This is a genomic window from Cyclobacterium sp. L-R (assembly GCF_056859355.1).
In genome coordinates this window covers 22,399-36,452 of sequence record NZ_JBSXOH010000042.1, presented here as the reverse complement: position 1 = coordinate 36,452, position 14,054 = coordinate 22,399, and the positions used below count along the sequence as shown (strand labels likewise).

Here is a 14,054-nt window from a genome sequence, read left to right as displayed (position 1 = left end):
CTGTACTAATTATATTCTGTAAAGTATAACGCGAAATATGCAATAGACAATCTATTATCTAATGGGATAACATCCTAAAATCGATCAGGATATTTCATTGTATAATCCGGCTTTTAAATTCTTATAAATAAAGCAAAAATCACCTGAATATCCATAAAAACCTGTCGCCTTATAAAAAATCATTACTTACCTCATCAATTAATAGTTGGATAAATGTCCATTCCTGACGATATTTATTTTTCTAACTATCTCCATGTATTTAACTGAAAATATGATTTTTCGATTACTCCTCTTACCACTAACCCTTATTTGGCTATCCTCCTGCTCTACCTCCCCAATTTTAAATATTGAATTAAATGCGGATGGCATTGAGCGACAAAATTACCCTTTAGTAATCCCTATAGATGTGGATATTGAAGGCAACTATCAACTGGAAAATAAGGAGAATGAAAAAAGTTATCCTGCTCAGGTACTACCTAGCGGTGACTTGTTGGTTTTTATTGGCCATATGTCCGCTGAGACAAATGCTGTATTTGAATTGAAAGAATCGTCAGCTACAGAAAAAGGTAGTGTAAAAGTTAATCAAACATCCGAAGGTGTAGAGGTTTTATCAGATGACAAGCAAGTACTTTTTTACCAAACTGAAGTAGCCAATCCTCCCAATGGTTTGCCAGACTATTACAAGAGAAGTGGCATGATTCATCCCCTTTACAGTCCGACTGGGCAAATCCTAACCGATGCATTTCCAGCAGGACATACCCACCATCACGCAATTTTCAACGCTTGGGTAAATACAAAGTTCAAAGGTGAAAAAGTAGACTTCTGGAATCAACATTCCGAAACTGGTACGGTGGAACATGTAAGTTTGAATACCGCTGAGGCAGGAGCGAGTGCAGCAGTTATAGAAAGTCAATTGCGTCATCTAAGTCTTAAGGATGGGGAAGTTCTTGGAGAAAAATGGACAATTATGGTTTATCCAACAGAGGACTATTTTCTATTTGATTTATTTTCGGAACAAACCAATACCAGCACCGACACGCTATTCATATTGGAATACCATTATGGAGGAATGGGTTTCAGAGGAAGTAAAGAATGGAACAATGTAGACAGCATCAACTTTACCAATACTTGGAAAATTCTCACCTCTGAGGGCCATACGAATGAAAGTGCCAATCATACTCATGCATCTTGGGTAACTGCTTCTGGCCAAGTTGACAATAAAACTGCTGGTGTCACAGTATTTGGATTTCCTGACAATTTCAGGTATCCACAAGCTATCAGGGTTCACCCATCTATGCCTTATTGGGTATATGCCCCTATGGTGGGTGGGGAGTTCTATATTGCTCCAGGTGCCAGTTATAAGAGCAAATTCAGGTATTATATACCCAATGGAAAAGCCAATCAGGAGGTCATTGAAAATATCGATAAGAGTTTAAAATCTCCTGTTAAGGCTAAGTTGGTGAAGTAGTAAAGATCACCTAAAAATTTATCCCCTTTGTCGCAATAAACAGCAACAAAGGGGACGCATTAAAGACCTTTTAGGGTTACTCAATATTTGTCCAAAGGCTTTAGCAATAGGTTAAAAATGGACCGTATAACTCATTACTGGAAACATGGATAGCTGAGGAATTTCATCGATTTCTTTTTTCACATTATTGTAGAAATAATCAATCGTTGTATTGTTGTTGGTCAGGTTTTGAATATCCAACTTGAGCTCATGGCTTAGCTTTTGTTTATTTACACGGTAACTTACTGCTATATTAAGGTAGAATACGTCATTTGCCTTATTCCCCAGGTATTGACCTTCATTCTCCACTTGCTTTTCTTGTTTTATGGATTCTTCTAAATCAATAGAAGTATACCTTCTGCCCCCCAATAGGGTAACTCTTGAGTTTATTCCTATGGTTTTGTCATTGGCGTTTTTTCGCCCTACAGTAAATTCCTTTCCAAACAGAAAGTTACCTACATAATTCCCATTGTATCTGGAGTTTTTCCAGTCTCCATCTTTTGCTTTGTACTTCGAATCATAGAGAGATGTTGTAAGCAAGAAATAATATTTATTGCTAAAATACCGCTCCAAAGTTACTTCCAAACCAGTATTCTTTCCCTCCCCTTCATTCACCATGGCTTTATCCACAAAATAATCATCTTGATTGATTAACGAATAGAGACTCCCTACTTTGTCCTCTACTGGGATGTTATACAAATGCTGGTAGTAGGCTTCAACCTTTAAAAACAAGTTGCTATTCAATAGATTCTCATAGCCCAAGACATAGTGGGAAGCCTGCATCAACTCCAAATGTTTATTGGGCATAGCATAATTACCATTGGGCTGATACACCAGCGCATAATGATTTGGTAAAGATGCCATTTTACTATGTAAGCCAAAAGCGGCATTTATATTTTGTGTTTCATCCAATTGGTATTTCAAAGCCAACCTAGGTTCCAGATAAACCTTGTCATTTAAGCTACTTTTGGAAACATGCACCCCATTTACCGCAGTTAGCAATTCTGAAATCCTCCATTTCCAGCTGAAATAACCCTCACTAAAATCAGCAGCGCCTTTATTCTCCTGGCCTTTTAAATATTGGTTTTCAGGAATGCTGAAATAGGTATTTTCAAAATCAAAATTGCTATGTGCATACATTAGCCCTACTTGAAAATTGTGTTTGGAATTAATTTTATGGTGTAATGTGGACAATACCCGGGACGTTTGGTTGTTCAACCCAGCGTTATAAAATTCTTTTAATATTTCCTCTTCATAGGGCCTTTTTTCGATCAATTTACTTCCGTTAAAACCGTAAGAGACAATCGATTTTAAGTAGGTATTGCTACCCAAAGGGATAAAATGCTTGAGCCCTGTAACAGCCAATTGACTGTGTTGGGAACCATCTTCTAGGATGATTTCTTCGTCTTCCTCGTCCGTGGTGACAAAACCTATTTTACTTGCTCCCCCTAATCCAAACAAGGTGAAGATTCCGGCTTTTTCAGTTGGGAAATAGAACTTAAAACTTAAATCCTGATACCTAGGCACTCCACCAAAGTCCACTAAGCCGATATCATCCAACAAGGAAAGTGTGGAGTAACGGTAGTTTATCAAATAGCTGCTTTTGTTCTTTTTACTGATAGGGCCTTCTGCAGTAAAGTCCAAGCCCAAAACGCCTAATGAGAAACTATATTCCTGCTTTTCATCATTGCCTTTTCTGAGTTTCATGTCAAAAATACCTGATAATGCATTCCCGTATTGAGAGGCAAATGCACCTGAATAAAATTCTGAATTGGCCAGCATTTGGCTGTTCAGCGCATTGATAGGACCTCCTGTCAATCCCTCAATGGCAAAATGATTTGGGTTAGGGATTTCAATGTCTTCCAATCTCCACTGTATAAAACGAGGGTTATTTCCTCGCACGATGATGTCATTGTTACCAGATCCTTCATTGATTATCCCTGCAAAGGAAGACACAAGCCTTGCCGGATCACTAATCGCACCTGCATGCCGTTTTGATTCTTCAATGGAGAGTTGTTTGGTGGAACTTATCGCCATCTCATTGGTCGATTCCCCCCTTTTGTAAGCCCTTATTTCCACCTGATCCAATTGCTGAAAGGATTCCTTCATCTCTATGTTTAACACAGTCTCCTTACCGGATATTAGTAAAATATTTGGAACGGTTACCCTTTCATAGCCCAAACTAGAAACTGCCAGGGTAATGCGGCCTACCGCTACATTCTCAATTTTGAAATTTCCATCAATATCAGAGGTTACTCCAATTAATGGATTAGAATCGTCAATCGTGATATTAGCAAAAGGAATGGCACTTTTACTATCAGTATCCACAACTCTCCCCCTTATCGTTTGATTAGGGCTTTGAGCGTAAACTGCATTTACTATCAAAAAAGTGGCGAAGATAAACAGTCCAAATACTCCAGTTTTCATAAGATAAGTTTCTTTTGTTTATCTAATGACAACCGAATTCGTATTCCCCCTTAGTTATAATAAAAAAATAAAGAAAGTGAACAAAGCCCAAAGTCTGAGCTAAGCCATTTTCATAATGCTTTTACTATTGCAAAAATAGCATTCTCTTTGAATGGTGGTTATGTCTTAAAAGCAGGGTCCGATCTCACTAAATAAGCTTAGCTCAATCAAATTTCCTGAATAATCTCACCTTAATTAATCAGTTATTTTTTAGGTCTTTTGATGTGGCCAAGGCAATTACTCTACCTTCGCTACCCACTGCATTGTAAAAATGATAAACCACACCATCCCATTTTATCACCCAAGGCTTATGGGCATACTTTTCGTCAAAATCTTCTGAGGGAGCTATAAGGTCTTCCCCTTCCCAGTCGGTCCAGTTGATTAAATCGTAAGAACAGGCAAACCTTTCAAAAGCACCAGGTTTCCAAAAGGCCCCAAAATAAAACATGATATAAATATCATTGAACTTTGCAATTTGAGCGTCTCCACAAATGCCTTTGCCTCTTGTAATGACAGGGTCCTCACCAAAGCGTTTCCATGATAACATGTCATCAGAAACAGCCATTCCTATACTCTCATAGTTGGCGGTATCACCTTTGGCATTGTAATACATGACGAAAGGATGTCCCGTATGATTTTCATTGTCCCGAATCACCAGGCTTTTGTATATTGTTTTGTTTTCAAACCAACGAACATCCTCATCCTCTGGCGATAATAGAGGGCGATCATTTGTTTTCCATTCTTCTGTAGCTGTTAATGCTGTGGTATTTGCCATACCTATTTTCAGTGTTCCAGATTCATAACCAGTCGAATTACCTCCCAAATAGCTCATCCAGTATTGATTTTCAAACTTTTCCACACTATAATCTCCTCCCCATTCCGTATTGACAAGCGAAACATAGCCAGCTTTTTGATTAGCATCCCAGGTATTTTCTGTAAATGACATTATCTTCCCTTTTGACTCCCATTGTAGTAGATCCTTACTTTCTGCCAACCAAGTCTCATATCCCTGACCATCGAAAACAATATAGGTCATGTACCAAACTTCATCTTGTCGAAAGATGGTTGGTGAATCAATCATTTTACTTGTATCCGGATGCTGAAAAACCACACCATGTTTATATGGGGTTTTTACCTCTTCAAAAATTTGCTCCATAACCTCCTGAGAAACTTCTTTCTTAATGGTTATTTCTTTTTGATTACAACAGGATAAAGACAAAGTACTACCCACAAGGGCTACTGATAAAAATAGGTTTTTCATTCTTAATGATTTCTTTTTTTGATGTAATGGTTTTTGAAAGCAAAGGATATTGAGGGTACTAGATAAGACTTTCTTATACAAGTGTTCCTTTTTGAAGGGCTTATCCAATTCGGGTTCCGTTCTTGATGGCACTGTCCGGTTGAATTAAAGTTACTTCCTTATTTTCACCAAGCCCGCCTAGAATCAAACATTCACTCATGATATTTGCGATTTGCTTGGGTGGGAAATTTACTACAGCAATCACCTGTCGGCCAATTAAATCATTTGGTTTATATAGCTTTGTAATTTGGGCAGAAGTTTTCTTTAGACCATGTTCTCCAAAATCAATTGTTAATTTATAAGCAGGGTTTCTTGCTTCCTTGAACGTTTCCGCGGAGAGGATTGTACCTACTCTCATTTCAACCTTCATAAAGTCATCCCAAGTTAATTCTTCCATTTATTTGCCTCAATTAGTGTGGTCGTGAAACCAATAACGCTTGTACTGAACTATGCCAATCACTGATTTTTTGTGCATTTGATGGCCAATGACTTACTTTTCCACCAATTGTTTAACCAAAGGTATGTTTAATGCTTTCATTTCCTCTACCGCCAGACCAGCTATAGTAAAGGCTCCTAGTTGCGACAAATGGGTATTGTCCTCCTTTCCTTCTGGCCGGTGTGGGTAAATTCCAGATTCAAAAAATAAGTACAGTTGTTTTGATTTTTCCGGCCCCATACCTTCTACCAATTTCCTGCTTTTGGCCTCCATGTCTATAAAATACACACCTGTTTCATTGGCTACCTGCTTTACCCCTTTCAAATAATCCCCATGGGAATCTCTCAAAGTGCCATTCTCATTGAATAGCCTGCGGACTATAGAAGTACAAAGAATGGGAATACCCCCTTTTTCCTTGGTTTCATTTATAAATCTTTTAAGGTTATCTTGATAGGTATCAAAAGGCCCGGTAAATCTTGATGTATCCGATTTCTGGTCATTATGACCGAATTGTATGATCACGTAATCACCTTTCTGCACTCGGGTAATCACTTTTTCCCAAGATCCTTCGTCAATAAAACTTTTGGAGCTTCTTCCATTTTTTGCGTGGTTGTCTACAACGATGGCATCGGTGAAAAAATGATTTAAAACCTGTCCCCAACCATATTCAGGAAGGCTACGCTCAGGTTTGTTGGCCATGGTAGAATCTCCAATCATAAAGACATGGGTGGCGCGAAAATCTTCATTAGGTAAAGCCAACCAAAAAAGAGTAAGTATCAGGGAAATTATTTTCATTGGAATGATGGGTATGTCTATTAATTGTTATTTGCTAATCCATTAGGGATTTAGCAATTGTACAAGACTAATCAAAACACTGATTTGATAGCCTCCTTGTAAAGTTAAGATTTTTATAAAAACCGCTCGCCATTAAGGTATAAAGAATACCAAAATTCTGGAAGGATATTGGCCTTAAGTGCAAATTTGATCGAACTTGAAAGTTTGATACTAAAAAGTACTATATAGTTAAGAGAATATTGAATGGTTCAATTGATCGATGGATCCGCCCGGTTACTGTTATAATATAGCCCTATATAAAAGTCAATATCAATCAGGATCCCTCCAAATACAGGTTGATTTCCAAGTCAATTGTTTCTTCTACTTTTACAAGGCCGCCTAAGCGACTTGTGGCATCCAAGCCCAGTTCCTCAGTTGAAAGATGTAGGGTACCCTGTAATCTATCTTTCAATTTGTAAAAAGTTTCGCTTTCCAAAAAAAGTTCTTTCCCCGCCATTTGCAAATAAATGTCTCCAACAATGGTCTGTGAACCTCTTTGAAGATTATTTACGGAAACCAGACACAAAGGGTATTCTTCAGCCTTGAGGGTTTTCTTAAAATCGCTGTTCAATAAAAAATTTCCACAGCCAAACGCTGTAATTGGAATTTCAAAATCTAATGAAGTAATGCCCGTAGACTTGTTATCAAAAAGTAGCGTATCGCGCTTGCCTTGGTGTTCATAGCTACATTCAAAACTGCCAAAGGTAGTTTTTCCTTTCACAATGATTTCTGTTTGATTGATAATCAAGGCCTCTTTCTCATAAGACCCAAATAAGAAAAAACAACAGCCAAGCAAAAACGCGATACGCATAAGATTAAAAATTACTAATTAAAAACCAATTACTCCTTCAATCATGAATCCATTAAAAGAGCCTCCATTAAGGATATCTGTTGCAGCAAAATCTTGATAATTTTGATTAACATATTCCAATTTCGCTAGAATGTTTTTGGTAATAAACCAACCACCACCAACTTGAACACGAGAAATGTTTGGTTCCATTCCACTTACCATTTCACCACCAACCTTATTGTAACGGCCTGCCAAATAGTAATTGTCACTGGCGCCAAAACGGTAAACTGCGTCAACTCCTACTTGATTCCAGGTTCTGTCTTCGCTTTCATTGGACGCTTTACCTTTTGATTGCTCAAAGTTTCCAAAAAGCTCCAAACCACGATACGAAATAAATGGGTTCAACACAATTGCGGTTACATTGTCTCGCATACCGGGATTAAAGCGGCCTGTTCTAAAATCGGAAGAAGTAGAAGCCAATGTATTGGACATGACAAGGTAATAACGTGAACCTGATCTATCTCCTGCCCACAGGGTGTTATTTACAGAACCTGAAGTTGTATAAACTGATCCTGTCAACCTTAGGCGTAGTTCATTGTCTAAGGTTTTATCATAGCCTAGTTTTCCGATAAAAGATGGCTTTCTTTTGTCCGGATTGGTAACTCCACCTTGAATTTCCCCCCCAGTCATGGATGCTACAGCAATAAAACCGTTGTTTTGATAAATAACTTCAGCACCAATTTCCGTAGCGAAGGCATCCATTATATAGTTTCCAACAAATGGATTATAAAATGCATTGCCATTGTCAGATCTTCTAAAATGGGAATCACCATAATTTACCTCCATATGTCCCACCTTGATGGTCACTTTTTCCATGATTTTATCAAAAGCTGTACTATTAAGGAAAGCAAGTTTATCAAACTGCAAGTACCCACCTTTTACCCAGGTTTCAGGGTGGTGTCTAGAGGATAGGTAAGTAATCAAATTCAACCTAATCCCATCAGCCAAAGCAACATCTATATTTAGGTTAGCAGTAGCCAAGTTGAACCCAGAACCTATGTCCATCAATTGGTTTACATTGACTCCATTGCCGTCCATAACAGGGCTAGCCGAGTTTTCATGACTTATGGACTGAAATTGCTGGGTAAATGCCCCACCTATTCTCACTTTTAACCCATCAAAGGCTACAGTATCAGCTTTACCTGATTCAAACACGTTGATTCCTCTTTGATCATAAGGTCTCCAAAACTGCAAGTCTCTTTGCTGTGCAAGACTGCTTAAAGAAAATAAGATCGCTCCGGTAAGGAATAAAATACTCTTTTTCATGATAGCAAAAATTAAAATATTAATTAATTGGATTTAGTTTCATTTTTACGCTGATTGTCATCTCATCACCTGTTTTAATGGTTCCAAAAACAGCGGTGGGAGGATCAACTTTAAAATCTGTTAATTTCACATCCGCAGAACCTGTAAGTGAAATCCCCTCACCTTCCCGTGAAAATTGAACCATAAAAGGAACTGTTTGTGTTTCACCGGCTATTTGTAGTCTTCCAGAAACCTTCCAATCGCTGCCTCCATCCTGGTGGGCTTCCAGCATTTTAAAAGTGATTTCAGGATGATCTGCTTCCTTCAAAGCATTGTAGGCATTTTTGTCCATTGGCCCCTTTCCACTTTTGAGGGATTTAACCGGCATGATAATCTCAACCGATTGAATAGCTGTTACTTTTCCTGCAGAAAGTCTGATCGAAGCTTTTCCGCTAGCCTCTTCTGAAACCATGTCCCAATCATGGATTGTAGAAGTACCTGAGACCTTCATTTCAGGCTTTGGTGCTACTGCATATGTCTGCTGAGCAAACACTTGAACACCATGAACAGTGATAAGCACAAGAAGGAAAAACAGGGTCAATTTTAAATGTTTGTACATAACGTTTTGGTTTAGCTTAATTTGAAAATACCCGTTCAAAACTGTGCTATTGGCTTGTTTTGATAGGTCAAAGGTAAACAATACCAGCAGGGCTAATCATGACTAAAATCATCTTCTTATATGATATAATTTGTCAATCAAACCTTGAAAAATTGATTAACATCTACTCTGCTCAGCCTAAATTTTGATTTAGAACATTTCTGATCTTACACTGCAAATAATTGAGCTGAAAGGTGTAAAGTTTCTAAACTACAGTGTAGGAATTAGATAGATTGCTACGGATATAATAGTGGGCTTTGACCCAGATGAGCAATCAAGAATTTTTATTTATCAGAACGATAAATAAAAGCTGCCCGTAAAAATTAATTAAGAAATCCATTTTTAAGAATAAAGGAAAATTGTAATTAAACCCGGCTTAAGTAATGCCCAAGCTATTACTTGAAGAAACCGGTTTGGCATCAGGAAATGCTAATAGCATCAACTAAACACATCCTAATTAGGACTTTCCTAGGTTATTTAATTTGTATAATCCTTTCCTCCACGTTGGTGGTTCCTTCAGCATGAACTTCTTTCGTTTCTATACTATAAGTTGTCCAGCCTGTAGCGGCATGGATGCGAGATGCCGTCCAGGTTTTATTGGTTAATGCTGGAAAGTTTTCTCTTGCAGGCAATTTCCCTTTCAGACCAGTCAGTGTTTCCAAGAAATCGTAAGTAGCATTAGTCAATTGCTCAGAATTAACCTCCTGGAACATTCTAATTATTGAGGATCCCGATTCCTCGTCGATTTCATCTAAAACAACCTCCACTTCGGTATCAAAAGGAGCTCCTCCGAAATTGTTCATCAGTTGCATTTGTCCATTGATTTCTTCATTGAGCGTATATGCTCCACCATGATAAGTGTAAAACTGAAGAGCATCCTTAATGGCATTACCTTCTATGGCTGCTTTACTCTTATACGCCCCCATAAACTGAGCCATGGTTTGATCAAAATTAGGGAAATGACCAAATTCCACTTGAATAAGACCCATTGCCTTTTCCATATAACTCCCGACCTCTTCCCAATTAATCACTTCTTGTATTGCACCAAATTCATCCGTTTTGATAATTACCGGTAAATCTTCCGATATTTTTGAAAGCTTTTGGAGGAGTTCATTGTCCGTTTCAATTTCATAGTTTTTATAGAACCATTCAATTAGGTAACTATCAGCGGTAGAATCTTTAATGGTGATATCAACCTCGTACTTGATAAAATTTCGAGCAGAGGTATCCCCATCTATAATTTTGTATTTTTCAAGTGATACTTCATAGGATTGGGTATCATCGATGCTCCAATAGCCAATCACTTGTACTGTTGAGTCGGCCATGTTTATTTGCGCATTGGCAGTAAAGGATAGGAGCAACATTAATAGCAAAAAAATTGTCTTATTCATAAAAGTATTATTGTCTAGCAATCGTTTAACAACAACCATCACTGCCTATTTATTTAAGCTGCTCTGAGCTTTATTTCTTGTCTCCTCCAATTTCTTACGCATCCTTTCCAAAACACCAACATGGTCTTTATTCCCTACTAAATTAAGGTTCTCTTCAGGATCAGTAGAATGATCGTACAGTTCTTCATTGTTCCCCAATGCAAGGTCTCCCCACCTGGTATACCTCCATTTGTCCGTCCGCAAACTGGCCCCATCATTGTAAATGGTGTAGGCAATGTTTTCTTCCATATCCTTACTTTCACCTTTTAACTGTGGCAGCAAACTTGTTCCCTGAAGGATAGTTGGTTTCTCTGATGATAATCCGGTAAGATCCACCAGTGTAGGATAAATGTCCAGCAATTCCGTTATACTTTCAGAACTGCCTCCGTATGCTTTTTCATATTCCTTGCCAGGAACAGAAAAGATGACAGGAACCCTAATGCTTCCCTCCCATAGACTGGACTTTGACCAACAATCATGTTCACCCAGATTGTAACCATGATCGGACATAAAAATTACTATCGTTTCTTTTCTCAAGTCCAACCTACCAAGGGCATCCAGCAATCTTCCCACTTGTTCATCCATAAACTGAACACTGGCCATATAGGCACTAATGGTTTTACGCTGCTGAAGCTCATCCATTCCCCAAATCCTTTCATTTTGTCTTTTCAAAGCCTGCAGCGGAACGTTGTCCCCAATATTTACTTTTGGCAAAACCACCTCATTAACTGGATAAGGAGTGAAATTTCTTTCAGGTGCAATCAATGGTACATGTGGCCTAACAAACCCCACTGCCAAGAAAAACGGTGCATCCTTTTTAACCCTTTGTTTATTGGTCCCTCCAGCAGGGATTTTTCCAGCGCGATTCTCTAAAACGGCTATGGCTTGGCTGGCTGCTAAATAATCAGTCTGTGTTCCCTCTAGACTATCAGGAATCACCATTTGGGCAAAATTTGATCCATAATGATGGTTTTTAGGGGAAAGTAGTTCCAATTTTCCTTGGCTTAATGTTTCCGGACCTAGCACATTGTAGGCATAATCCCAGGAATCTGGATCATCCCCACCAGCAGCACCTCTTTCTATACCTCCTGGCACTCCCATGTGAAAAATCTTTGAAATTCTGGCGGTGTAATACCCCCTTTCTCTAAAAAATCCTGCCATCGATGGATGATTGGCCAGGGATGGTGTTTCCTTCCTATAACTACCCAATTGATCATTGTTTCCCAATACACCATTACTTTCCGGATAGAGACCACTCATTATTGAAGCCCTGGAGGGCCCACAAAGTGGAAACTGACTGTAAACCTTGGTAAATTTCACTCCTTCAGAAGCAAGTCTGTCAAGATGGGGAGTATGTTTATCAGTATCCATATAGGGTCCAATATTGGTGTTAAGATCATCCGAAATGATGACCAAAATATTGGGTTGCTGGGCAATTAAACTGCATGGAATAATGCTCAAAAAGAAAAAAATAGCCATTCCGACCCCCACAGTCATGTTACTTTTATGGATGTTTTTTAAAATATTCTTAATGGTTGTCATTTATTAGGGTTTAACTCGGATTATTTAATAAAAATGATTATTGCCTATTTCGGGTATAATATTCAATCCAGAAAAATCACTTTGATACCTATTCAAAAATAAAAGTAGATTTTTTAGTCTAAAATACCAATTGAAATTTCTCACCATCTAGCTAAGTAAATCCCGAACCAAATTTGAAGATCAATTTTTCTTGACAAAAAACAAGCTATTCCCTGTTGTTAACATTAGCTAAATAGGTGTTTAACCCGAAATATGCAATAGACATTCTATTACATAATCCGGGTTTAATAGGTATATATTCAAAAAAAAAGCAACTCCAAATTGGAACTGCTTTTTGATTTTGATTTCTTAATTAACATCCCACCACAAATAGGTAGCGCCATCATCCCCACCAATGGCTTGTCCTGCTGCGGATCGATTAGTACCGTTAAGGGTTTGTTCATTGACAGGATAAATAACTCTTTTAGGGATAACCAAGTTGCTCACCCCTTCAATAAGCGGAGGTTGCAGATTTGGTGCATCCAATCTTCTCCATGCCAACCATGCATCATAACCTCTATTGTATAGGGATATCCATTTCTGATTTCCTATTTTTTGACGCCAATCTCCTGTTGCTGTTGAATAATTAACCTCAGACTGGGCAAGATAGTCGGCTATTTCGTCGGCTGTTCCACCCCAGTAACTTATAGAAGCAGTGACCCCATTGTTATAATGTTCTTCAGCTGTTCCTCCCACATTAAAGCCTCTTTCAACTGCTTCAGCTAAAAGAAATTCCACTTCTGAATAATCCATTAGCAAGGCCTCGAAGGTCGGGTCAGTGATTATTGAATTGATGGTTGAAAAATCAGAATATGAATTTGAAAATCCATACTTTCCACCCTTAAACTCCCCATCTACCTGAGTAAAATAAAAAGATCTTCTGGGATCGTTCAATTCATTCATTGCATCAACTAAAGTATTGGCTGCAACATAATCTTGTCTGGAAGTAAATAAAGAGTTAATCTCTTCAGAAACGGGATTGTTATTTGGTGGTGCATTAAGATAAGGGAATGCTCCATTGTCCATATTGCTAGTAAAAACATTTGGCGCAGCGGCTTCCACCAGACTTTGTGCAGGTCCTGGACTAACATCAGCAATAACCATCCCCAGTTTTAATTTAAGGGAGTTGCCAAATTTTATCCAATTTTCCATGTTTCCCTTATACAAGATGTCCCCATCCTCAAACCCACTGTAATCTGTCTTGATCCGATTGAGTGCTGCATCGAGACGGGTAAGAATATCATTGTATATGGTAGCTGCATCATCGTAAGAAGGCAGAGAATTGTCTGAATCCAATGCCTGTGAGTAAGGAACATTTCCAAAAGTATTCACCAGCACCGACCAAGCATACACCTCCATTATTTCTATCTGTGCCAATTGGTTATTTTTCTTGTTTTCTTCAGCCAATTCATCAGCTTCTATCAGCCTCTTAGATTCCTTTAAATCTGCCAACACATCCCTATATAGGGCCTGCCACACATTCTGAGGAATAAGGCGGGTGGTCATATTGTACCTAGGCTCATCTAAATATTGAGTTGTGGTCCAATGTTGCACATAAAATCTATAATTATTGACATTAACATCAGGAGTAGTAATAACATCCGTAAGTTCTTTAACGGCACCTGTAAAAAGCGTCTCAGGCGGAACATTGGTTGCCCGCTTTTGATCTACATTAAAATCATCCAAATTATCTACACATGATGTCATCAACATCGCTGCGAACAAACTTATAAATATCTTTTTCATC

At 38.3% G+C, this 14,054-nt stretch carries 11 protein-coding genes; 1 reads left to right on the top strand and 10 read right to left on the bottom strand.

Going from position 1 to position 14,054, the window contains the following annotated elements; translation table 11 throughout:
- Positions 1 to 271: 271 nt before the first annotated feature.
- On the top strand, positions 272 to 1,468 hold the full coding sequence (locus tag AC13EX_RS04300) for a DUF6807 domain-containing protein (RefSeq protein WP_482891693.1): 1,197 nt from the start codon (positions 272 to 274) through the stop codon (positions 1,466 to 1,468).
- A gap of 111 nt (positions 1,469 to 1,579) precedes the next feature.
- Here the strand turns inward: AC13EX_RS04300 and AC13EX_RS04295 are convergent, their stop codons facing one another.
- The 10 genes from AC13EX_RS04295 to AC13EX_RS04250 form a co-directional block, all read right to left on the bottom strand.
- Positions 1,580 to 3,934 carry a TonB-dependent receptor gene (locus AC13EX_RS04295; protein WP_482891692.1) on the bottom strand — a complete coding sequence of 785 codons (2,355 nt, stop codon included), beginning with the start codon at positions 3,932 to 3,934 and terminating at the stop codon, positions 1,580 to 1,582.
- A 238-nt stretch (positions 3,935 to 4,172) separates the two neighbouring features.
- Complete coding sequence (locus tag AC13EX_RS04290; protein WP_482891691.1) at positions 4,173 to 5,234, bottom strand: glycoside hydrolase family protein; 1,062 nt, start codon at positions 5,232 to 5,234, stop codon at positions 4,173 to 4,175.
- A gap of 100 nt (positions 5,235 to 5,334) precedes the next feature.
- Positions 5,335 to 5,670 carry a tRNA-binding protein gene (locus AC13EX_RS04285; RefSeq protein WP_048643247.1) on the bottom strand — a complete coding sequence of 112 codons (336 nt, stop codon included), beginning with the start codon at positions 5,668 to 5,670 and terminating at the stop codon, positions 5,335 to 5,337.
- A gap of 93 nt (positions 5,671 to 5,763) precedes the next feature.
- Positions 5,764 to 6,504, bottom strand: a complete 741-nt coding sequence (locus AC13EX_RS04280) for a rhamnogalacturonan acetylesterase (protein WP_482891690.1) — start codon at positions 6,502 to 6,504, stop codon at positions 5,764 to 5,766.
- Positions 6,505 to 6,817: 313 nt separating this feature from the next.
- Positions 6,818 to 7,354 carry a hypothetical protein gene (locus AC13EX_RS04275; RefSeq protein ID WP_482891689.1) on the bottom strand — a complete coding sequence of 179 codons (537 nt, stop codon included), beginning with the start codon at positions 7,352 to 7,354 and terminating at the stop codon, positions 6,818 to 6,820.
- An 18-nt stretch (positions 7,355 to 7,372) separates the two neighbouring features.
- Complete coding sequence (locus AC13EX_RS04270) at positions 7,373 to 8,659, bottom strand: hypothetical protein (protein ID WP_482891688.1); 1,287 nt, start codon at positions 8,657 to 8,659, stop codon at positions 7,373 to 7,375.
- A gap of 19 nt (positions 8,660 to 8,678) precedes the next feature.
- On the bottom strand, positions 8,679 to 9,257 hold the full coding sequence (locus tag AC13EX_RS04265; protein WP_482891687.1) for a YceI family protein: 579 nt from the start codon (positions 9,255 to 9,257) through the stop codon (positions 8,679 to 8,681).
- A gap of 512 nt (positions 9,258 to 9,769) precedes the next feature.
- Positions 9,770 to 10,687, bottom strand: coding sequence for a hypothetical protein (locus AC13EX_RS04260; RefSeq protein WP_482891686.1), 918 nt, complete (start codon positions 10,685 to 10,687; stop codon positions 9,770 to 9,772).
- A gap of 45 nt (positions 10,688 to 10,732) precedes the next feature.
- Positions 10,733 to 12,268 carry a sulfatase gene (locus tag AC13EX_RS04255; RefSeq protein WP_482891685.1) on the bottom strand — a complete coding sequence of 512 codons (1,536 nt, stop codon included), beginning with the start codon at positions 12,266 to 12,268 and terminating at the stop codon, positions 10,733 to 10,735.
- A gap of 348 nt (positions 12,269 to 12,616) precedes the next feature.
- The gene (locus tag AC13EX_RS04250) at positions 12,617 to 14,053 is read right to left on the bottom strand and encodes a SusD/RagB family nutrient-binding outer membrane lipoprotein (protein ID WP_482891684.1); all 1,437 of its coding nucleotides are present in this window, start codon (positions 14,051 to 14,053) and stop codon (positions 12,617 to 12,619) included.
- Position 14,054 lies beyond the last annotated feature (1 nt).

Bases quoted from the DNA above. Each gene is read 5' to 3' on its own strand.
- AC13EX_RS04250 (WP_482891684.1), bottom strand. From the start codon at position 14,053: ATGAAAAAGATATTTATAAGTTTGTTCGCAGCGATGTTGATGACATCA.
- AC13EX_RS04290 (WP_482891691.1), bottom strand. From the start codon at position 5,234: ATGAAAAACCTATTTTTATCAGTAGCCCTTGTGGGTAGTACTTTGTCT.
- AC13EX_RS04300 (WP_482891693.1), top strand. From the start codon at position 272: ATGATTTTTCGATTACTCCTCTTACCACTAACCCTTATTTGGCTATCC.
- AC13EX_RS04265 (WP_482891687.1), bottom strand. From the start codon at position 9,257: ATGTACAAACATTTAAAATTGACCCTGTTTTTCCTTCTTGTGCTTATC.
- AC13EX_RS04280 (WP_482891690.1), bottom strand. From the start codon at position 6,504: ATGAAAATAATTTCCCTGATACTTACTCTTTTTTGGTTGGCTTTACCT.
- AC13EX_RS04270 (WP_482891688.1), bottom strand. From the start codon at position 8,659: ATGAAAAAGAGTATTTTATTCCTTACCGGAGCGATCTTATTTTCTTTA.
- AC13EX_RS04295 (WP_482891692.1), bottom strand. From the start codon at position 3,934: ATGAAAACTGGAGTATTTGGACTGTTTATCTTCGCCACTTTTTTGATA.
- AC13EX_RS04275 (WP_482891689.1), bottom strand. From the start codon at position 7,354: ATGCGTATCGCGTTTTTGCTTGGCTGTTGTTTTTTCTTATTTGGGTCT.
- AC13EX_RS04255 (WP_482891685.1), bottom strand. From the start codon at position 12,268: ATGACAACCATTAAGAATATTTTAAAAAACATCCATAAAAGTAACATG.
- AC13EX_RS04285 (WP_048643247.1), bottom strand. From the start codon at position 5,670: ATGGAAGAATTAACTTGGGATGACTTTATGAAGGTTGAAATGAGAGTA.
- AC13EX_RS04260 (WP_482891686.1), bottom strand. From the start codon at position 10,687: ATGAATAAGACAATTTTTTTGCTATTAATGTTGCTCCTATCCTTTACT.